Source organism: Pediococcus sp. M21F004 (genome assembly GCF_051122535.1).
Classification (GTDB): Bacteria; Bacillota; Bacilli; order Lactobacillales; family Lactobacillaceae; genus Pediococcus; species Pediococcus inopinatus.
This window is the reverse complement of sequence record NZ_CP177314.1, coordinates 2052356-2072733: the sequence shown is the minus strand read 5'-3', so window position 1 is coordinate 2072733 and position 20378 is coordinate 2052356. Positions and strand designations below refer to the sequence as shown.

The following is a 20378-nucleotide window of genomic DNA, read 5'->3' as shown; positions in this document are numbered from 1 at the left end:
TACAGTTTTTCATCAAATAAACGCGTGTTCTATTGCTTGCTTCAAATCACCAACCAAATCATCAACGTCTTCCAATCCAATTGACAATCGTAAAACTTGATCATTCAGACCCTGCTGTTCACGAATTGCTGCAGGAATTTCACGATGAGTCGTCCTCGTCGGATTAACAATTAATGAACGTGAATCGCCGATATTTGGTAAATAACTAAAGACTTGCACATGGTCAATTAATTTAGCGACATTGTTTGTATCACCTTTCAATTCAAAAGATAAGATCCCCCCCACTCCCTTAGGAAAGTATTTTTCTACCAAAGGATTGTCTGACTCAATTCCTGAATAAAAAACCTTTTCAACATGCGGATTAGCTACTAAGAATTTCGCAATTTTTGTTGCACTGGCAACTTCACGATCCAAACGTTCAGAAATTGTTTCGAGTCCTAATAAAATTAGATAGGCATCCACAGGCTCTAAAACAGCTCCCAGCAAACGTAAATATTTAATGCGAACTCGATTAATAAATGCCTGATCACCAAACTTGCTGACAAAACTCTCTTGGTCGCCGGTTTCCTCATTACCTAAAGTAAACTCAATTTCAGAAAACTGTGGAAATTTTGGGCTGTCCCAATCAAAACTCCCATGATCCACAACCACACCAGAAACTACATTTCCATGCCCATTGATTCCCTTTGTTGAAGAATAAACATCAATATCTGCACCATGCTCAAACGGTCTCAATAAATATGGCGTCGGAAAAGTATTGTCTACAATCAAAGGAATTCCAGCAGCGTGCGCAATTTCTGCCAGTTTATCCAGGTCAGCAATTTCTGTACTTGGATTTGCGACACTCTCAACATAGATAGCTTTAGTTTCTGAGCCGATCAAATGGCGCACAGCGTCAAAATCATTAATATCATCTACAAAATCAAAATCGATGCCAAATTTAGGGAAGAAAGTTCGAAACTCATCGAGACTGGATCCGTATATATTACTTGGCGCGATAATTCGGCCACCGTTTTCAGCCACGTTAAGAATTGTATATGAAATGGCAGCCATTCCAGATCCAACCGCTACCGCATCCACTCCTCCATCTAATTCAGCCATTCGTTTTTCAAACACGCGAACAGTAGGATTACCATCTCTGGAATAATCATATCGATTAGGTAACTTGCCTGCCACAATTTGATCAGCAACTTTAGTATTTTCAAGTCCAAACGCTGCAGTTTGATAAATTGGCACAGAGGAAGCAAATTGATGATCTTTTGGGTCATACCCTGCATGAATTCTTAGAGTATCAAATTTATTTTTCGTCATTATCATTAAACCGTCCTTTTATATTTTCTGTTTTTCGACTGGGTGAGCTACCGCAAAAGCAATGGCCTGCTTCAAATCTGCAATTAAATCTGTGCTATCTTCAATACCCACTGCTAACCGAATTAATTGAGTGCTAATACCTGCCTTTAATCTTTCGGCTGGTGGTAACTCAGCGTGGCTCATCTCATAAGGTAATTCTGCCAAACTTTCAACTGCTCCCAAACTAACCGCTAAACAAATTAACTGCAATTGATTAACAAAAGCCGCTGCATTGATTTGTGGCGCCAATTCAAAAGAAAGGACTCCGCCAAATCCGTGGCACTCTGTAGATGCAATCAAATAATCTTTTGTTCCCTTTATGCCAGGATAATAAATTTTCGAGATTTCAGATTGTTTCTCTAAAAAATGAATAATTTCAAAGGCGTTTTGCTGTTGCCGATCCATCCGGACTGAAAGGGTTTGAATCCCACGTCTTACCAAACTGGCACTTTCTGGTGATAATACGCCACCCAAAGCATTTTGAACAAAATAAATCTTTTTTCCTAATTCTTCACTGTTTGTAACCACCAACCCGGCGACCACATCAGAATGACCGCTAAGGTACTTTGTTGCCGAATGCAACACAATATCTGCACCTAAGTTAAGCGGCTTTTGCAAATAGGGAGTTAAAAAAGTATTATCTACGATTGTTAGCAAATGATGTTGTTTAGCAATTTTTGCAACTTCTGTCACGCTAGAAACACGTAATAACGGATTCGTAACCGGCTCAAAATAAATTGCTTTCGTATTTTCTTTAATAGCAGGCTCGATCGTGGCTAAGTTAGTCGTATCAACCACTGCAAACTCAATTCCACGTTCTTTAAAATACTGGTTTAAAATTCGAAATGTGCCCCCGTAGATTTGATTACCAACCAAAATATGATCGCCCGGTTTAAAAATTGCAAAAACAGCATGAATAGCCGCCATTCCAGAAGCGAATGCAAATCCATTTTTACCATTTTCCAACAAAGTTATTTGTTTTTCTAAATATTCACGAGTCGGATTGCCTGACCGTTCATAATCCCATCTCACTTTACTTGTCGCACTAGGATATGCATATGTAGATGAATTATAGATAGGAATATTTATTGCACCAGTTTGATTATCATGAATATTTTGACCGTGTACTAATTCTGTATTAAATCCCGTCATTATTATTACCTCCAAATAAAAAAAGCACGTTCTCATCCCCGCCTATTTCTAGACAAGGACGGAAACATGCTTTTCCGCGGTACCACCTTAATTCAAATAACCTTCACAGATTATTCCTCTTCAGGTACGTGATTCAAATTTTATTTACTCAGATACCCTAACCCTATAACGGGAGTTCCCGCTTTTAGTCTTACACCTGAATGCTCGACCAAAGAAATTGCAATTAGACCATCTTCAACCAGTTTTTATTATCGTTTTCCACCAGATAACGACTCTCTGTAAATAATTGCTTGTTTACTCATCTATACATTTTTTATTTATTAAAGTTATTATTCATCTCTAAATTAAAAAAGTCAACCGTTTTTTAATCTTTTTTTCATCTCACATTAATCTTTTTCATAAAAAAGCAGCCTTGATGACACTCAAGACTGCTTTGCATGATTCTATTCACTAGCTAACTTATTTTTTGGTTGTCTGACGACTGTCCAAACCATAAGGTAATGTAATCGTTGGTTCTTCGATCTCTTCTTTGTTCATCAACTTAGTCAATAAACGCATTGAAACTGCCCCAATATCATAAAGTGGCTGAGTAATTGATGTTAATTGTGGACGAACAAGTTGGGCAACTTGTGTATCGTTGCTTGTGATTAAAGCAAATTCATCAGGTACCTTAACACCCTGATCGGTTAAACCATTTAAAACTCCTGCGGCCAATCGATCATCACCAACAAATGCCGCACTGATATCTGTCCCCTTAAGCTGGCTTGCTAACTTTATTCCAGCTTCATAACTGTAATCAGTTTCAAAAATTAGCTTTTCATCGAATTTGTATCCAGCTTTTTTGAGAGCTTCTTTATAACCTGCTAATCGATACTGACCATTAATTGGTTCACTCAATGAACCACTAATAAATGCAACCTTTTTGTTTCCCTCAGCAATTAGTTTAGAAACCGCTTCTTCAGTTGATTTAACATAATCAATACTTACAGATGGTACACTTTCTTGGTCATCCACAGAACCGGCAAAAACAATCGGAGTTCTTGAATGTGAAAACTCTTCACGTAATTTATCATTAACCCGATTACCCATAAAAATAATACCATCAACTTGTTTTGCAAGTAGTGTATTTAAAACCATCATTTCTTTTTGATCGTTTTCGTCAGAATTTTCCATAATAATGTTGTACTTATACATTGAAGCAACATCATCAATTCCTCGTGCTAACGAAGCAAAATACCCGTTAGTTACATCTGGGATAATGACCCCAATGGTTGTCGACTTCTTGCTTGCTAATCCTCGTGCTACAGCGTTAGGACGGTAATCAAGTTTATCAATAACATCGTTAACTCGTTGTCTAGTAGCTGGTTTTACATTTTGATTACCATTCACCACTCGTGAAACCGTGGCCATTGAAACTCCAGCCTCTCGTGCCACATCATAAATCGTTACAGTTTGTTTTTCCATTTGAATAAAGTCTCCTTTGTGCGTTATTATACGTTTTCACATGTTTTCATTGCCTTGTCAACGTTACCAAAAAAAGTAAGTCTCTGCAAGTGTAGGAAACGCTTTCATGAAAAATATACCTCTTTTTTAGTTTTATTTCAAGGGAAACCTGTATGATATAATATTAATAACACAAAAAGAAAGAAGACGATTACATGACACAGCTAGATAAAGTTCGTACGTGGGTCAATGATCATAAGATAGATATTGCTTATATTAGCGATCCTAAGTCAATTGAGTACCTAACCGGATTCGCAAGTGATCCAGTGGAACGCATTCTTGGCTTGTTTGTTTTTCCAAATGCTGATCCATTCCTGTTCGCGCCAGCGCTTGAAGTGGAAGCCATTCGCGACACTGGTTGGAAATTTCCAGTTTATGGTTACCTAGATCATGAGCAGCCGTTTGAAATGATCGCTACCCAAATTAAAAAACGCGCAGCCGCCCCTACTCATTGGGCCATTGAAAAAAACAATCTTACAATTGCTCATTTCAATGCGATGAAAGCTCAATTCCCAACGGCCAATTTTGATCTAGATTTAACCCCTTCGATTGAAAAACTCCGTTTAATTAAAACAGCAGACGAAATTGAAAAATTAGACGCGGCCGGTCGTGAAGCGGACCTAGCATTTAAAATTGGCTTTGAAGCGGTTCAAACTGGCCGTCCCGAAGCAGAAATTTCAGCAGAATTAGAATATGTCCTTAAGAAAAAAGGTGTCATGCAAATGAGTTTTGACACTTTAATTCAGGCTGGTGCCCACGCTGCTGAGCCTCATGGCGCGACTGCAATGAATAAGATCCAAAACAATGAATTAGTCTTATTCGATTTAGGAACCATTCACCAAGGATATATTAGTGATGCGTCTCGAACAGTTGCCGTTGGGAAACCAAACGAAAAATCCATGGATATTTATAAAGTATGTTTAGAAGCACAATTAACCGCACAAGCACAAGCTAAACCAGGTATGATTGCAGAGGATTTAGATAAAATTGCTCGTGATATCATCACAAAAGCTGGTTACGGTGAATACTTTATTCATCGTCTTGGCCACGGGATGGGCATGGGCGAACATGAATTTCCGTCTATCATGGAAGGAAATAAAATGGCTCTTGAAGAAGGCATGTGTTTCTCAATTGAACCTGGGATTTACATTCCCGGAGTTGCCGGTGTTCGGATTGAAGACTGCGTACACATTACCAAAAATGGTTGTGAACCTTTCACACATACTTCAAAAGAACTCACATATGTTGGTTAATTTCATATTTTCGATAAATTAAAAGACCCTTTCGTTTTTATGCGAAAGAGCCTTTTTGTTTGTTTAGAGTTGCCATTTACTTTGAATCAGCGTGCGGCATAAAGACTTCCGTTGGTGCTTCGTACGCACCATCGCCATCAACAAAGATATCGTCCTCTTGATCTAATTCATCTCGAAGTTCATCGGTTGATGCCTGAAAGCTATCAGACGCGGATTCAAAAAGATCGCTTTTACCCTCAAGAACCTTTTCCTTAAGATCCGCGGCAGAATCAAAAATACGGTCTTTTAATTCGCTTTCCCAATCGTCGCCCTCAAGATTATTATCTGCTCTGAATTGGTTAACTTTTTCCTGCGCGCCTTCAATCAAATCCTCTTTTGTTGTACCAGTTAATTTCAAGGTTGCATAAACTGCAGCAGAGCCACCTAATAAAGCTCCTAATAAAAATTTAGCTTTTCCCATTTCTAAAACCTCCAACTTTTTATTTGTTTTTATGTTCTCTATACATATTTACAGCACTCTTGCCAACTTTGAAAGCTGTCGAAACTTTGCCAGATTTCTTACCTGGATTTGTCAATTTTGTTGTCAAATTACGAGTTGCCTCATTTAAATCAGAAGTGCTCTGACCTAGATCAGCCATTGCTTGAAATACTGGATCAATCGTTGCTACCTTACCATTCACATCAGCCAATAAATCATTTGCATTAGCCATAATGTCTTCGGCTTCTTTAGAAAGTAAATCCACATCTTTTGTAACTACCGCTAAACTTCGGTTAATTTCCACTAGAATCTTTGAAGCACGGATCAAAACAACTCCAATAAATAATACTAATACTAATAAAGCTACTGCTGCGATAATCGCTGCAATTCCGCCACCTGTCATAATTCAACCTCCTCGTTAACTTGAATATCTTAAGCATATCATTACAAATTACCCACTGCAATTAAAAAAGAAGTAAAATCCTTTTTTTATGAAACTGATTACAAATTTTTTTTAGTCTGTTAAAATCAATATATAAGGAGATGGTCAATATTAACTTTTTTATCGGTGCCACAAGCTCCCCTCTTTCACTAATCAAAGCCTTTCAAAAGTATTTTACTTCCTTTGACTGGGAAAAGATCGCGACAGGTTTAATTAATCATCTATTTGAAATTATTCTGATCTCTATATTTTTTTGGTTGCTAAATTCAATTGGTAAACGTTTATTAACTCGTGGATTACATAAATACCACCACTTAAATGACGCTATGCCTAGCCGAGCAATGACGTTATTAGCTCTAGTCATTAATATTTTTCACTATGTTGTTTTATTCTTCTATCTTTATGCCTTGCTTTCCATTATTGGTGTTCCGATTGGCACGCTCGTTGCTGGGGCCGGTATTATTAGTATCGCAGTTGGCCTTGGTGCGCAGGGCTTAGTCAGCGATATTGTAAATGGCTTATTCATTTTGTTGGATGGTCAATTGGATGTTGGTGATCAAGTTACTATCCAAAACATTAATGGAAAAGTAACCGAAATTGGTTTACGTTCTACTCAGATTCTTTCTGATGATGGTACCACAAATTTCATTCCTAATCGATCAATTACAGCAATTGCTAATCATTCACGTAACGATCAAGTTGTGACTATTTTTCTTGCTTTCACAGATTTGTCTGAATTAGAAAACGGAAAAAAAATTATTGAAAAAATAAATCCTACCTTAACCGCAACCCTTAATGATGTCACAACTGATCCTGTATTAACAGGCCCCGTTCAGGATCATCAAGGAAATATCGGATTGCGGGTTAAAATGTACGTGGCTAACGGAACAGTAGATACAATTCAAACAATTTATTTACAAAAATACCTAACAGAGCTTTCTGCTAATAAGATTCATGTTATCAACAATCAATTGCTCAAAACCAACAAATAAAAAATGTCCTTGAAATGCAAAACTAAAATTTGCATCTCAAGGACATTTTTAGATAATTTATTCGTTATTACCACCACTGATCGAAAAGCTTAAGAAGCTTTTCACTGGCTCTTCCGCGATGACTAATTTGATTCTTCTCAGCCGCTGACATCTCTGCTAAAGATTTTTCTTTTTCTGGTACCCAAAACAAAGGATCATAACCAAATCCATTGTTTCCCCTAGGTACTAACAGGATTAGGCCTCGTAATTCACCATCGACTACCAGCTTATCTTCATTAGGTTTCATCAACACCAATGTTGTATGGAAAGTGGCCGTTCTTTTCTCCAATGGCACTCCTGCAAGCTCACTCAATATTTTTGCATTATTGGCGGCATCATCATGATCACCTGCATACCGAGCAGAGAAGATTCCCGGACGCCCATTTAGTTCATCTATTTCGAGACCCGAATCATCTGCTAAAACTGGCAACTTAGTTTGTTTGGCAACTGCCCTAGCTTTTAAAGTGGCATTTTCTTCAAACGTGAGACCTGTCTCTTTAATTTCTCCAATTTGTGGATAATCTTTTAACGAGGAAACCTCAATATGTTTGGGGGCAAATAACTTCTTAAATTCCGCAAGTTTGCCTAAATTATTGGTAGCGATGACGATATGATTATTTGCAGTCATTTTTCTATCCTCAATTCTAGTTCATCAATTTGCGCTTTTTTTGATTGAATATCAATCTCTAACCATTGGCTAGCAATCTGATTAAAGCTTAAGGGGGAAGCTGTTGTAAAGTATGCATTCTTAGTTTGATCACCTGCTGCATCTTTGGCAATCTCAAAATAATCCAACAACGCAGAAACGGTTCCCACAGTTTCAGCACCCGAATCGATTAGCTTAACTTGTTCACCCATCACATCTTGTATAATTGGTCTTAAAAGCGGATAGTGTGTACATCCCAAAATCAATGTATCCACATCTTTATTCTCGAAAAACTGTAACGTCTCGGCAACGACCTTTTTAGCAATTGGTGAATCATACTCATTGCTCTCAACGAGGGGCACAAACTTGGGACACGCTAAACTAAAGACCTCAACAGAATTGTCTTTAGACAGAATTGCCCTTTCATAGGCCTGACTCTTAATTGTGCCTTCCGTTCCAATAACGCCAATTCGACGATTACGAGTGGCTTTTAATGCGGCTCTGCTTCCTGGAGAAATCACCCCAATTACTGGAATCGGCAGCTTTTCTTGGAGATCTTCTAACGCAGCCGCTGTTGCAGTATTGCAAGCAATGACTAACATTTTAATATCCCGCTGCATTAAAAAAGAGGCCATTTGTTCAGAGAAATGACGAACCTCATCACTAGAACGAGGCCCATAAGGCAATCTAGCTTGGTCCCCAATAAAGTAAACAGATTCAAGCGGTAATTGCCGTAAAGCCTCTCGCACGACCGTCAAACCACCTACTCCTGAATCCATAAATCCAATTGCACGGTTATCCATTTTATTCATCCTTTTCACGTGATCTGAAACTCCATTATCTCTTTTAAAAAAAATAAAATCAAGCATGACCTCTGGATAAAAAATAAAACAACAGCTAACCTGTTGTTTTATTAAGTGTAGAAAATTTTTAATTAGCAGCCATTTTAGGAACAGTCTTCAAATTCTGCCAATCCTTTGAATAGAACCTCGAATTAATCTGATAATGGGGTGTTTTTTGTTTGGTAGTCAAAAATGGATCAACTGCCTGATCAACCGCCAACCAACCACGCCAACCTAAATGGATCGTGTCTTGCATAAAGTACGGTACGTTACCTTTATCACTCAAGTCGCAAATGTTGGTAAAACCTTGCGATGTTAATTGATACCGAATTTTTTGATCAAATTCTTTCAGCATCTTTGGTGATAATCCCGTATACTCACTCCACTTTTGATTAACTGGTGGAATAACAAATTCAACATTAGTATGCAAACTTGCAAATTGGTTTAAAACCAGTTCAAAATCACTAAATTCTGGGGATTGCGTATAGTTCCAATTGCGCTCGAAATTTTTGAATTTATTTTTCTTTTTCTCTAACCGCCGTTGATAAAAATGATTATCAATCCCAAATTTATTATTAGTTGTATGCAATTTTCCTTGCTCCACTGCCAACTTATCTAACGTTTTTATTTGATAGTTGGCTGGCAATTGCTTAGCAAAATGATCAATTCGTTTTTGATTATTTTTTAGTTTAAGCGATGAAAAAAGTTGATCTTCATGCTGCAAAAGCCTTTTTTCATAGGTTAGGTAGGTCCTTTGCCCTGTCGTAATGCTTTTACCAGCAGCAACTCTTTTCAAAGCACTCGCAATTACATGATTGGCCTTTCCAGAAGGCATCTCAAGTAAACGTTTCGCCGCATAACGGTCCATCTTTTGATCTTCGCGCTGATTTAAAAGCCACACGATTGACTGCAGTGGTGAGTAATAGAATGAAAATGCATCCTTACGTGCTCCCTTGTGTACAAACCACTGAGGAGAGATCACAAAAACGGCCTTCCGATTCTTCAATTGGGGATCCACAAGCTGCATTTGAAAATAATGAGTCAAAGATTGGGTCCCCGGTGCACCCATCAGAAACGGGGTATAAGGCCGCTTATATTTTGTCGCCAGTACTGATGGATGAGAAAAGCTAAATCTTGAAAACTCTGAAGAGCCAAAAAATGGGACAAATTTCTTGTGTGAAAGGGCTGATTCCTTGATCACTTGACCCTTGAGAACATTTGGCGATAACGATACTGCCGCCTGGCGTTCCGTTTTGGAATTGATATGACTCAACTTAAATGGGGAAAACAGAATTGCCAGTAACAGTACCCCGGCTAAAACCACTGGTCCAAAGATTAGAAAAAGTTTCTTAGCCACTAGTCTTGTAGTTCCTTAACTTGAGCAATAATTTTATTAGGCGTATCCCATTCACTGCGCTCAAATTCAGATACTGGTACAGCAATTCCAAGCTCACTTTGGAGTTGCAAAAGGAGTTGAACAGTCCCCATTGAGTCCAACAATCCAGCATCAAAAAGGTTGCTATCCATATCTGTACTTACGTCATTACCCGTTAGATCCTCTAAAATATTTAAAACTGTTTCTTTTGTGTCCATTATATTTACTCCCTTCAAAAATTAACTTACTTCACGAAAAACATTGTGTTTAAAAAGCCTGAAAATAGTAAAAATGTAAAACAAACAAAGTTGAAAGTTATAAATGTTGCAAAAACTTCTGTAAACTTATTGTGTGGTAATTGGGCTTGGTGTTTTTTCTTGTATCTTAGCCACCAATCATTCACAACGAGTGCGACCCCGTGTAAAATACCATAAGTAATATAATACCAAGTCACCCCATGCCAGAAACCCATAATTGTCATATTGATAATATAGGTGACGTTAGCCGTTGTTTTTGGGCTCTTAAAAACTTTATGTTTCATTAAAAAGAAAACTAACCGCATATAAATGAAATCACGGAACCAAAATGATAAAGTCATGTGCCAACGATTCCAGAACTCTTTGATATTATGGGATTTAAACGGTGCATTAAAGTTAATCGGTGTTTCAACACCCATAAAATAACTTGTACCAATCGCAAACAAACTGTAACCCGCGAAATCAAAGAATAGATACATACTGTAAACATACATCACACCGACAAGCGACCAAGAAAGGCCATGAGCCATTAAAGCTTGATGCTGCAATTTAGGTAGTAACAGCGTCCCAAAAATGTAGGCCAACATATATTTATAAATAAATCCCATAAAAATATTGTGCAGCCCTTTTTGTAAAAGTTTCAAGTATTTATCTTGTTTAGGAACATTGTCGTAATCACGTTTGAACCGTCGATAGCGATCAATTGGTCCCGAAGAAATGGTTGGAAAGAAAACTAGAAACTGTAGAAAGAACCACGGATCAAATTTTTTTAAAACCCCGTCACGAGATTCCATGATGGTCTGAACAACTTTGAACGTTAAATAACTAATCCCTAAGAACCCAATAATGGATTGCGTACCATTTTGAATAGCCGGGGTAATTTTAACAACTACCAATGGCAAAATTGCCAGAATCACAACTCCCACGAAGATACCGGTCTGATTTTTCTTTTTTCGATACTCGATATATCCCCAAACCAACAGCACTTCATAGACTAGATACGCAATTAAAGCAATTCCTTGTGACAACTTGGAGCCACCAAAAATGAGAACTAAAAAGAAGAACGAAATTAAAGTTTCATACCAGTGAAATCTTCTGCCGCAAAGCAGGCCAATTACAATTGGTAAGAGTCCAAGCGCTAATATAGCGAAGTAGGTGGGGTTTTCATACGGTGTAAATGTTAACATTACGAATTAACCTCACTCATAATTGATTTCAAATCTATTTTGCCATTAGCAGTCAGCGGCAGGCTCGTTTTGAAAACAAGTCGATTTGGGACCATATATGCCATCATGGTAGCCTGCAAGTCTTTTTTTATAGCCATTGTTAAGGCCATTTTCGATTCAAAATCGTTGTCTTCTGCAATCACATACGCAATTAATTGGGCCACTTTATGATTGGCGTCGTATTTTGGAACTGCCACTGCTTGTTTAATAAATCTTTGTGCATTCAAAAAATGATTGACTTCTTCTAATTCTATTCGATATCCATGTAATTTTATTTGAAAATCCAGCCGACCTAAGTAGTGCAAAATATTATTTTTATCCTTTGTACCTAAATCACCTGAATGATAAACACGGTGATTATCAGTCTGCTTGAAGGCTTGAGCTGTTTTAGTTGGATTATTCAAGTACCCTTTAGAAACACTAGGACCAGAAATAACTAGTTCGCCTGTTTCACCAGGTGTAACACGCTGCCCAACTTGATCAACCACTTCAATTTCCATATCTGATTTAATCTTACCAATTGGTAACCGCTGGTAATCCTTTAAGACTTCTTGTGTAATTTCAATTGACGTTACCGCAACCGTAGCCTCAGTTGGACCATAAGTATTATAGATTTTAGCTTGCGGGAATCGTTCTTTCAATTGAGTAGCTGTGCGGTGCGTTAACTCTTCACCACAAAACAGAAATCGGCTCAAGATTGGGTAATGTGTCGCATCAAACTCTGGCTGTAACAAACAAATATCAACAAATGACGGCGTTGACACCCATACATTCAGTTTCATATGTGGTAAATATTCAAAAAGTTGTTTAAAGTTATCTGTAATTTTTTTAGGTAAAACTCGTAAAGTTCCGCCACTCACCAACGTTGGGTAAAGGCTCATCACTGATAGATCAAAGGAATATGGTGCTTGAGCTAAACTTACTGGGGCTTTTGGTAAATCAAAATCTGTTAACATCCAATTGACGAAACTTGTTAAATTCTGATGGCTAATTTGAACCCCTTTTGGTTTTCCAGTTGTACCAGATGTAAAGATAATATAATAATTTTGATCATCTGAAACTGCCAGACTTGGATCATAATTCCCAGTTGTTTTGAAAATTTGCGCCAACTTATCAGGCCCAATTACCGGAATTTCTTTGATTGAAACTGGCAGTGGTTCCACCGCAATGCAAGCAGCAGGGTCGGCAATTTCTTGAATCATTTCTATTCGATCGTTTGGTGAATGTTGATCAATTGGAATGTAAGCATGTCCACTTTTTACAATTCCTAAAAATGTCGCCACCATTTCAAAACTTTGTTCACCAAACACCATAATTGGAGCTCCAACGGTTAACTTCATTTGGCAAATTTTACTAGCCAATGCGTCTGAATAACATTTCAATTCATGATAGGTATGCGTCTCACCCAAATAATCATAAGCAATACGATTTGGTGTAAGCTCACTATTTTTATCAATTGCATTAATCACGTTCGTAATTTGCATTGTTTCCCCCCTAATACTTTTCAAATCACTTAAAACTCATTGTAGATAAATGTGCCACCGCTAATTCCGCTGTAACCATATAAATATACCAAAATTAAAAAAACAACAAAATAAAAAAACATACGCCCCAGAAACTTCACCCATTCCCGCTGCCATAATGTTTTTAACTGATTTTTCATGTTTCGCCCCCCTCGAATGCACGTCTGCACCTTTCACAGTATCTCATGAATTAATTGACGTGTAAATATGTTTCAGTATAATCACTTAATCTTCTCGTAACAATCCATTAACATAACTGTTAACTAATTCTTTATATACTTTAAGAAACAATAAAAAACCACGGTATAAATATGGCTAAAATGAAGTGAACCCTTAAAATTGGACAAATTATTAAGCTGCTTTTTGAACAGCGAGTTCTCGGTATTTTACCGGGGGCTTGCCGTTTAATTTTGTTTTGATACGACGGTTGTTATAGAAGTCTATCCAATCTTTCATTGCTTGAATTAGGCTAGTTTTATCTTCAAAATGTTCATCCATCATTTCTGCTTTCATAATATGAAAGAATGACTCCATTACTGCATTATCAAGGCAAGTCGCTTTACGAGACATACTTTGGAATGCATGATGTTCTTTCAAGAGCGTTCGCCATTGGCGATGTTGATACTGAAAGCCTTGGTCAGTATGAACTGTTGTCCGATAATTTAGTGCCGGAAGTCCTTCTAAAGCTTCTTTGAGCGGTTTAATGGCGAATTCAACTGTTGGATGTTCACTTATATTAAATGCTAAAATTTCTCCAGAGAATAAATCTAGTACCGGTTCCAAATAAACGCGTTCATTTGTTCCCATAGATCCATATCGAAATTCACTGACGTCTGCTACAAGTTTTTGATAGGGTCTGTCGGTCTTAAAGCGACGCTTTAACCGATTAGGGGCAATCCTACCAACTAATCCTTTATACGAGTTATATTTACGAGTTTGGCGATTAAAGGCATGACATATCCAGGCATGTTCTTGCATAATACGTAAAACCCGCTTGTGATTTATCTGAAATCCTAAATCATGCAGAGCACTTGTAATTCGACGGTACCCGTACTTCTTTGTGTATTTTAAATCTTGTTGTCGAATTTCATCAATTGCTTGAATAACTTGATCGTCATTGAATTTTCGACCTTCATGATTTCGAGTGTAGTAATACGTGCTACGCGGTATTTTAATTACTTTGAGAATCAATTTAATTGATACTTGGAATATTTGCCTCAACACAGTCGCTATTTTCGAGATTTCCTTTGTGCTGATTTTTTCCGAGCTAAGGCTTCTAATTTTTTTAAGTATTCATTCTCAATCTTCAACATTTGATTCTCTTTTTGGAGTTGCTTTAAAGTATCTTTTGTTGTTGAGTTGTCCTTTTGGACAACTGGTTTAGCGTTCTCATTCTTGTGTTTTGCCATATTTTTCGAGTTGCCTCGCTTTCGCTCAAGCCCTTCAATTCCTAATGTCTCAAATCGCTTTTCCCATTGCCAAATTGTACTTGGCGAGGATAAATTAAAGTGTAAGGCGGTTACTGAAAGTGAGGCCTGATTTTGTTTCCTCCAGTTTAATACATCAACTTTAAACTGACTAGTGTATTCTAAGTCCATGGCTTTTGGCTGAAGTCCTTTAATACCAAATCTTTCAAATCGCTGAATCCAAATTGAAACGGTAGCCTTGCTGCCAATCCCATACTTTCTCGCTAGTGAATAAGCTGCCTGACCACTTAAATACTCGGTGACAATCTTAACTTTAAAATCGAAATTAAATGGCTCTATACTTTTTCCTGTTGATGAACTACCAATGTGGTAATCTATTAACAGGATTTTTTTGAAAAAAAAAGAGGCCCACAGGTCCCCACACACAAAAAAATCCACCCACTACAGCATCATCAAAGGATGTGAGAAACCATGAACCCTATAGATAATAATATAAAATTTTCACTCAGTATTAAAGACCCAAATGTTATTTTTTTCAGTTATAAGCATCAATTCATAAAATCAAAACCTGCTAAAGTCTATGTTGCCAATGTAAAAGCCACTTATACAAGGTGTCCTCAATGTGGTTTTGAAAACTTTAGTCATAACGGACACTATGTGTCACGCGTTTCATATCCGTCGGCCAACGCTAGTGAGCCCGTCTATCTTGAACTTCATAAAGAACGATTAATCTGTAAAAATTGTGGAAACTCGGTAATGGCAACAACAGACCTCGTCAATAAGTATTGTAATATTTCCAAAGCTACCAGACAAAAAATATTCATGCATCTTCAGGATGATCGTACTCAGACTAGTATTGCTTTAGACAATAGTGTTTCTCCCAGTACCGTTTGTCGCTATTTAGACAACTATGATGATCTATTTCGGAGAAATTATCATTCTTTACCTGAGCACTTATCTATGGATGAATTTCGTGGTGTTGGCGGCGATTTCCACTTTCTTTGTATTAACGGTGATGGTGATCATGAAATTCAACAGATCCTACCGGATCGCTTTAAACAAACTATTATTGATTACTTTAATAAGTTTGACAGCACCGCTAGAAAGCAAGTAAAGACAGTTTCTCTGGGCCTTAATAGTTACTATCAAGATATCGCCAGATTGGTATTTCCAAATGCCAAAATAATTGTCGATCGTTTTCATATTGTTGCGATGATGACTAGATCTTTTAACCAAAGTCGCGTTCAAATTATGAAAGAATACAAGAAACAATCCAAGGAATATCGGATGCTTAAATTCTCCTGGAAACTTTATTTAAAACACTTCGATGAGCTTGAGATTAAAAAAACATTTTTCGATCGACACCTTAGGAAACAAGTAACTCAACTCGAAAGAGTTCAGTTAGGTCTAGATGTTGATGAAAGACTGTTAAATACTTATAACGCCATGCAAGGCATTATGATATGTCTTAAAAATCACGACAAAGATGGTCTTGTTCAATATTTATATAACAACGATAAGCTTAGCTCGCAAATGAAAGATGTTTTAACCACATTTAAAAAGAATCTTGAAATAGTCCTCAATGCCAGTGAATCAAAGTATTCTAATGGTCCAATTGAAGGGATCAATAGAATGATTAAGCAAATTCAAAGAACTGCCTTCGGTTTCCGAAATTATCACCACTTAGTTTCAAGAGTTAAATTACAACAAATGAGAACCAAACCAAACAAAAAGACACTGTTAGAAGTTGCATAACTTCTAACAGTGTCCCAAATTCATCTATCAACAGGATTTGACAAAGAGCCAATTAAATTTACTCATAAATGAAACCCCCAAAATTGGATTTTTCTGTCCAACCTTGGGGGTTCACTTTAAAACAAGCCAGATTTATACCGTGGTTTCTATTATTTAACTCTAATTAAGCGTACTGCTCTAAAACTTTTTCGATCTGTTCTTTTGAGTGATAGCCCACCAATGTATCCACAACAGCGCCATCTTTTTTAACCATCAATGTAGGAATACTCATAATCCCAAAGCTTTGAGCAGTTTCAGGATTGGCATCTACATCCATCTTTGTAAACTTAACTTTATCGTTCATTTCACTCTCAAGCTGTTCAACAACTGGAGATTGCATCCGACAAGGTCCACACCATGTTGCCCAAAAGTCAGTCAATGTTACACCCTGACCAGTTTTTTCTTTGAAATCATCATCTGTAATTGTTTCTACCATCTTGATAGCCCTCTTTCTCAATATCTGTTACTAGTTTATCAAAGAATTATCTAATTACCAAAAATTTTGCTTACAAAAAATTAGTTATTTAAATTGAACCACTGTTGCCCCATTACCACCGGCATTTGGAGCAGCATATTCAAAATGTTTAACTTGACGATTTCTTTGCAAATATTCCGTAATTCCCTTTCGCAAAGCCCCAGTTCCTTTACCATGCACAATCGTGACCATTGGATAACCTGCCAATAACGCTGAATCAACATAACGATCAACTTCCGTCATCGCTTCTTCATAACGTTTACCACGCAAATCCAGCGTTGGTTTAACAGATGAACTGGAACGCCGAATAGTTGTATGATTCTTTTGCGGTTGTTCTTTTTCAGGCGCGAGTTTTTCAATCTCATCCGTTGGCACTTTCATCTTAATAATGCCCATTTGGACTTCCCAATGCTTTTTATCTGTTTGCCGTAAGAGCGACCCACGTTGTCCGTAACTAGTCACCATGACATCATCATTAGGTTTTAGGGCCTGTTTTGCTTTAGCCCGTTGCAAAACCCGATTCTTTTTCAAATTTGGTGCTTGGTGGAGCGCATTTAACTCACTTTTAGAATCAATGAGTTGATTTTCCTTAATCGCTGCTCCACCTTGCATTTCCATTTTTCTTAGTCGTTTGATAATAACATCCGTTTTTTCTTCGGTATCTTCAACTAACTTGTTAGCTTCTAATTTTGCCTTTTCTAGATACTGATCTTTGGAATTACGTAATTTCTGATACTCATTAGCTAGATCTTTGTGCAGTGATTCTGCTTCCGCTACTTCCACCTTTAATTTTGCAGCTCGATCGGCGGCTTCTTTTTGGCGCGCAGATAGATCAGCTATCATCGCACTCAAATCCTGACTGTCCTGATCAATTAAAGATCTTGCCTGCATAATCACACCAGGTTCGATCCCCAAACGAGTCGCAATATCAAACGCATTACTACTCCCAGGAATACCAACTAACAACTTATATGTTGGTTCTAAAGATTCTGTATCAAATTCCATACTGGCGTTCATTGTCTCTGGACGATTATAACCGTACGCCTTTAACTCTGGATAATGCGTTGTCGCCATCACGTAACTACCAGAACTACCAACCCGATCTAAAATAGCAATCGCGAGAGCAGCCCCTTCTTTTGGATCGGTACCCCCGCCAAGTTCATCAAACAAAACCAAGCTACGTTCATCAATTTGATCTAAAATTTTCACAATATTATCCATGTGTGAAGAAAAAGTACTCAAATTTTGTTCAATTGATTGTTCGTCACCAATGTCGGCAAATATTTCAGTAAAGATTCCCATCTGACTATTTTCCGAAACTGGAATAAATAAACCTGATTGCGCCATTAGTTGCAATAATCCAAAAGTTTTTAAAGTAATTGTTTTTCCACCGGTATTTGGTCCGGTGATAATTAAAGCTTTATAATCTTCTCCAAGATCAATGTCATTTGGCACAATCTTTTTTGGATCAACTAGAGGATGTCGAGCTTGTCGAAAATGCACTTGATTTTGCTCTGAAATAGTTGGTTCCGTAGCCTTAATTTCAGCCGCATAACGAGCCTTGGCATTGATAAAATCCAAATGTCCTAAAATTTTTGCATTATTTAACAAGTCTTCTCGATAAGGAATTAGCGATTCTGATAATTCAGTTAAGATTCGTTCTTCCTCAGTTTTTTCTTCAACTTGATTTTGCCGTAAACGATTATTAAGTTCCATCACCGCTTGGGGCTCAATGTACATCGTTTGACCAGAAGCACTTTGATCGTGCACTACCCCACCAAAATGGCTTCGGTACTGGGCCATGACCGGAATAACATACCGACCATCTCGCATTGTAATAATCGAGTCACTTAAATACTTGGCATCTTTTCCACGGGTATAGCCGTCCATCTTCGCTCTAATTTCTGATTCGGTAGATGAAATTCGATTACGAATTCCAAATAACTTATCGGAAGCTTCGTTGGTGATATGGCCATCGCCCTCAATAGATTTCATTAACCGTTTCGATATTTCTGGTAGCGCCTGTAATTTATCGACAGTCGTATATAAGGTCCGAAATTCAATTTTTTCTTCTTGGAGTTTCTTAAAAAAATTAAGCACATCTTGCGTAGTTCGTAACATCTTTGTCACTTGTGATAATTCAAGCCCACTTAAAGTTGCGCCTATTTCAAGGCGTTTCATCTGTGGAGAAATATTAGCAAGCCTTGCAATTGGAATTCCACCCTTTAATCGGTAGGCATCCGCTCCATCTAATGTCTCGGTAAGTGCTCGTTGAATTTGATCTTGGTTTACCATTGGTTCTAGATTAGCTAGTTCTTGTTTTCCATTATCAGAAGTCAAATATGGTTTCAGTTTGTCTTTAACTTTTTGATATTCTAGTGTTTCAAAAATTTTTTTATTCATCACTTATAGTCCTTTGTTCATCTAATCGTACTTGACGTGTTTATTACCTAATTTTATCTTAACCCAAACAACAAGTTTATCAAACAAAAAACGATCAGATCTGAATATTGAGTCTTCTCAGATTCGATCGTTTACTTATTCTGTAACTGTAGATTAATCTTCGTCATTGTCACCTAAAAAGGTGTTCAAAACTTCTTCAGCCATCTTCCATTCATCGTCTGATTCAATTTCGTTTAACTGACCCTCGTCTGCATTACCATCCGCATCAGGAATGTATGAGTATGCCTGAATATCTACTTCTGCATCGTCCTCTGCGTCAGATGGATACAAAAACATATATGACTTACCATAATCTTCAGAATCGAATGTAAATAAAACGTTGTAAAGTTCTTCATTTCCGTGTTCGTCAACGAGTGTAATTTGTTGTTCTTTATCTGCTTCTTCGCTCATTAGAAATCCTCACTTCAATTTATTTAGTAGTTTACCTTGGCGATTTAAATAGTTTTCAAGAATCAAGCTAGCTGCTAATTTATCAATAACTTTTTTTCGCTTTTTTCGAGAAGTATCAGCCTGCTCGATTAACATTCGTTGCGCCTCAACGGTTGTTAATCGCTCATCTTCATAATCAACTGGTAAATCAAATGTATCAATCATCAGTTGGCCATATGCTTTTGCAGCATCAACCCGAGGGCCAGACGTATTATTCATATTTTTAGGCAGTCCAACCACAATTCCAGCCACTTCGTATTGAGCAACTAATTCTTTCATGCGGTCTAAACCAAATTCTTTTTGTGCTTCATTGATTGGTACGATCTCCACGCCCTGTGCAGTCCATCCCAAGGCATCACTGACCGCGATTCCGACCGTTTTTGAGCCAACATCTAATCCCATTAATCTCATTTGACAGGACCAGCTGACTGACCAGACTTATTTAAGTCATCACGATCTTTAGAAAGATAATTACGAACCAATTCTTCGATAATTTCATCACGTTGATGTTTACGAATTAAATTTCGCGCATCGTTTAATCTCGGAATATAAGCTGGGTCTCCCGAGAGTAAATAGCCAACAATTTGATCAATCGGATTATATCCCTTTTCTTCCAAAGCATCATAAACTGTTTTCAAAGTTTCATGTAAGTCATTAGGTGCATCGTTACTGAAATCAAAAAACATTGTCTTATCTAATTTACTCATCGAAA

Annotated in this window: 22 protein-coding genes and 1 other annotated feature; of the genes, 3 read left to right on the top strand and 19 right to left on the bottom strand. The window is 37.4% G+C overall.

Annotation, left to right across the window (positions count from 1 at the left end):
- Nucleotides 1-12 precede the first annotated feature (12 nt).
- The 3 genes from ACLHK8_RS10295 to ccpA all read right to left on the bottom strand — a co-directional run bounded on the left by ACLHK8_RS10295 (nucleotide 13) and on the right by ccpA (nucleotide 3966).
- Entirely contained in the window at nucleotides 13-1311 is a 1299-nt protein-coding gene (locus ACLHK8_RS10295; RefSeq protein ID WP_063697900.1) for an O-acetylhomoserine aminocarboxypropyltransferase/cysteine synthase family protein, read from the bottom strand.
- 18 nt (nucleotides 1312-1329) lie between these two features.
- A complete protein-coding gene (locus ACLHK8_RS10290; protein WP_063697896.1) occupies nucleotides 1330-2502 on the bottom strand; it encodes a trans-sulfuration enzyme family protein in 1173 nt (390 codons plus the stop codon).
- 51 nt (nucleotides 2503-2553) lie between these two features.
- Nucleotides 2554-2816, bottom strand: a binding site (T-box leader).
- Nucleotides 2817-2961: 145 nt separating this feature from the next.
- On the bottom strand, nucleotides 2962-3966 hold the full coding sequence (gene ccpA, locus ACLHK8_RS10285) for a catabolite control protein A (RefSeq protein WP_057774885.1): 1005 nt from the start codon (nucleotides 3964-3966) through the stop codon (nucleotides 2962-2964).
- Nucleotides 3967-4160: 194 nt separating this feature from the next.
- On the opposite strand from ccpA, the gene ACLHK8_RS10280 reads away from it, so the two are divergent.
- Nucleotides 4161-5258 carry a M24 family metallopeptidase gene (locus ACLHK8_RS10280; protein WP_057774888.1) on the top strand — a complete coding sequence of 366 codons (1098 nt, stop codon included), beginning with the start codon at nucleotides 4161-4163 and terminating at the stop codon, nucleotides 5256-5258.
- 76 nt (nucleotides 5259-5334) lie between these two features.
- Here the strand turns inward: ACLHK8_RS10280 and ACLHK8_RS10275 are convergent, their stop codons facing one another.
- Nucleotides 5335-5718, bottom strand: coding sequence for a hypothetical protein (locus ACLHK8_RS10275; RefSeq protein WP_057774891.1), 384 nt, complete (start codon nucleotides 5716-5718; stop codon nucleotides 5335-5337).
- A 19-nt stretch (nucleotides 5719-5737) separates the two neighbouring features.
- Nucleotides 5738-6139 carry a DUF948 domain-containing protein gene (locus tag ACLHK8_RS10270; RefSeq protein ID WP_057774893.1) on the bottom strand — a complete coding sequence of 134 codons (402 nt, stop codon included), beginning with the start codon at nucleotides 6137-6139 and terminating at the stop codon, nucleotides 5738-5740.
- Between the two features lie 296 nt (nucleotides 6140-6435).
- Here ACLHK8_RS10270 and ACLHK8_RS10265 point away from each other — a divergent pair, with 296 nt between their 5' ends.
- Complete coding sequence (locus ACLHK8_RS10265) at nucleotides 6436-7170, top strand: mechanosensitive ion channel family protein (protein ID WP_158694978.1); 735 nt, start codon at nucleotides 6436-6438, stop codon at nucleotides 7168-7170.
- A gap of 67 nt (nucleotides 7171-7237) precedes the next feature.
- On the opposite strand, the gene ACLHK8_RS10260 is transcribed toward ACLHK8_RS10265, so the two are convergent.
- The 9 genes from ACLHK8_RS10260 to ACLHK8_RS10220 form a co-directional block, all read right to left on the bottom strand.
- Nucleotides 7238-7837 carry an XTP/dITP diphosphatase gene (locus ACLHK8_RS10260; RefSeq protein WP_057774899.1) on the bottom strand — a complete coding sequence of 200 codons (600 nt, stop codon included), beginning with the start codon at nucleotides 7835-7837 and terminating at the stop codon, nucleotides 7238-7240.
- The gene (gene racE, locus ACLHK8_RS10255; RefSeq protein ID WP_057774918.1) at nucleotides 7834-8658 is read right to left on the bottom strand and encodes a glutamate racemase; all 825 of its coding nucleotides are present in this window, start codon (nucleotides 8656-8658) and stop codon (nucleotides 7834-7836) included. Before racE ends, ACLHK8_RS10260 begins: the two co-directional genes overlap by 4 nt.
- A gap of 127 nt (nucleotides 8659-8785) precedes the next feature.
- Nucleotides 8786-10054: a D-alanyl-lipoteichoic acid biosynthesis protein DltD gene (gene dltD / locus ACLHK8_RS10250; RefSeq protein ID WP_057774902.1), complete on the bottom strand. Its 1269-nt coding sequence runs from the start codon at nucleotides 10052-10054 to the stop codon at nucleotides 8786-8788.
- Nucleotides 10054-10290: a D-alanine--poly(phosphoribitol) ligase subunit DltC gene (gene dltC, locus ACLHK8_RS10245; protein WP_057774905.1), complete on the bottom strand. Its 237-nt coding sequence runs from the start codon at nucleotides 10288-10290 to the stop codon at nucleotides 10054-10056. The genes dltD and dltC overlap by 1 nt, the downstream gene beginning before the upstream one ends.
- Before the next feature lie 26 nt (nucleotides 10291-10316).
- The gene (gene dltB / locus ACLHK8_RS10240; protein WP_057774909.1) at nucleotides 10317-11516 is read right to left on the bottom strand and encodes a D-alanyl-lipoteichoic acid biosynthesis protein DltB; all 1200 of its coding nucleotides are present in this window, start codon (nucleotides 11514-11516) and stop codon (nucleotides 10317-10319) included.
- Nucleotides 11516-13039, bottom strand: a complete 1524-nt coding sequence (gene dltA, locus ACLHK8_RS10235; RefSeq protein ID WP_057774911.1) for a D-alanine--poly(phosphoribitol) ligase subunit DltA — start codon at nucleotides 13037-13039, stop codon at nucleotides 11516-11518. Before dltA ends, dltB begins: the two co-directional genes overlap by 1 nt.
- A gap of 29 nt (nucleotides 13040-13068) precedes the next feature.
- Complete coding sequence (locus tag ACLHK8_RS10230) at nucleotides 13069-13218, bottom strand: teichoic acid D-Ala incorporation-associated protein DltX (RefSeq protein ID WP_063697898.1); 150 nt, start codon at nucleotides 13216-13218, stop codon at nucleotides 13069-13071.
- Nucleotides 13219-13429: 211 nt separating this feature from the next.
- The gene (locus ACLHK8_RS10225; RefSeq protein WP_231908604.1) at nucleotides 13430-14311 is read right to left on the bottom strand and encodes an IS3 family transposase; all 882 of its coding nucleotides are present in this window, start codon (nucleotides 14309-14311) and stop codon (nucleotides 13430-13432) included.
- Entirely contained in the window at nucleotides 14308-14943 is a 636-nt protein-coding gene (locus ACLHK8_RS10220) for a helix-turn-helix domain-containing protein (protein WP_320532042.1), read from the bottom strand. Before ACLHK8_RS10220 ends, ACLHK8_RS10225 begins: the two co-directional genes overlap by 4 nt.
- Nucleotides 14944-14976: 33 nt before the next feature.
- On the opposite strand from ACLHK8_RS10220, the gene ACLHK8_RS10215 reads away from it, so the two are divergent.
- Nucleotides 14977-16260, top strand: coding sequence for an ISL3 family transposase (locus ACLHK8_RS10215; RefSeq protein WP_434520327.1), 1284 nt, complete (start codon nucleotides 14977-14979; stop codon nucleotides 16258-16260).
- A 163-nt stretch (nucleotides 16261-16423) separates the two neighbouring features.
- On the opposite strand, the gene trxA is transcribed toward ACLHK8_RS10215, so the two are convergent.
- The 5 genes from trxA to ACLHK8_RS10190 all read right to left on the bottom strand — a co-directional run bounded on the left by trxA (nucleotide 16424) and on the right by ACLHK8_RS10190 (nucleotide 20373).
- Nucleotides 16424-16735: a thioredoxin gene (gene trxA, locus ACLHK8_RS10210; RefSeq protein ID WP_057775081.1), complete on the bottom strand. Its 312-nt coding sequence runs from the start codon at nucleotides 16733-16735 to the stop codon at nucleotides 16424-16426.
- A gap of 84 nt (nucleotides 16736-16819) precedes the next feature.
- The gene (locus ACLHK8_RS10205) at nucleotides 16820-19177 is read right to left on the bottom strand and encodes an endonuclease MutS2 (RefSeq protein ID WP_063697905.1); all 2358 of its coding nucleotides are present in this window, start codon (nucleotides 19175-19177) and stop codon (nucleotides 16820-16822) included.
- 153 nt (nucleotides 19178-19330) lie between these two features.
- Nucleotides 19331-19627, bottom strand: coding sequence for a DUF1292 domain-containing protein (locus ACLHK8_RS10200; RefSeq protein WP_057775087.1), 297 nt, complete (start codon nucleotides 19625-19627; stop codon nucleotides 19331-19333).
- 9 nt (nucleotides 19628-19636) lie between these two features.
- Nucleotides 19637-20077, bottom strand: a complete 441-nt coding sequence (gene ruvX / locus ACLHK8_RS10195) for a Holliday junction resolvase RuvX (RefSeq protein WP_057775090.1) — start codon at nucleotides 20075-20077, stop codon at nucleotides 19637-19639.
- Nucleotides 20074-20373, bottom strand: coding sequence for an IreB family regulatory phosphoprotein (locus tag ACLHK8_RS10190; RefSeq protein ID WP_057775094.1), 300 nt, complete (start codon nucleotides 20371-20373; stop codon nucleotides 20074-20076). The genes ruvX and ACLHK8_RS10190 overlap by 4 nt, the downstream gene beginning before the upstream one ends.
- Nucleotides 20374-20378: the final 5 nt, after the last annotated feature.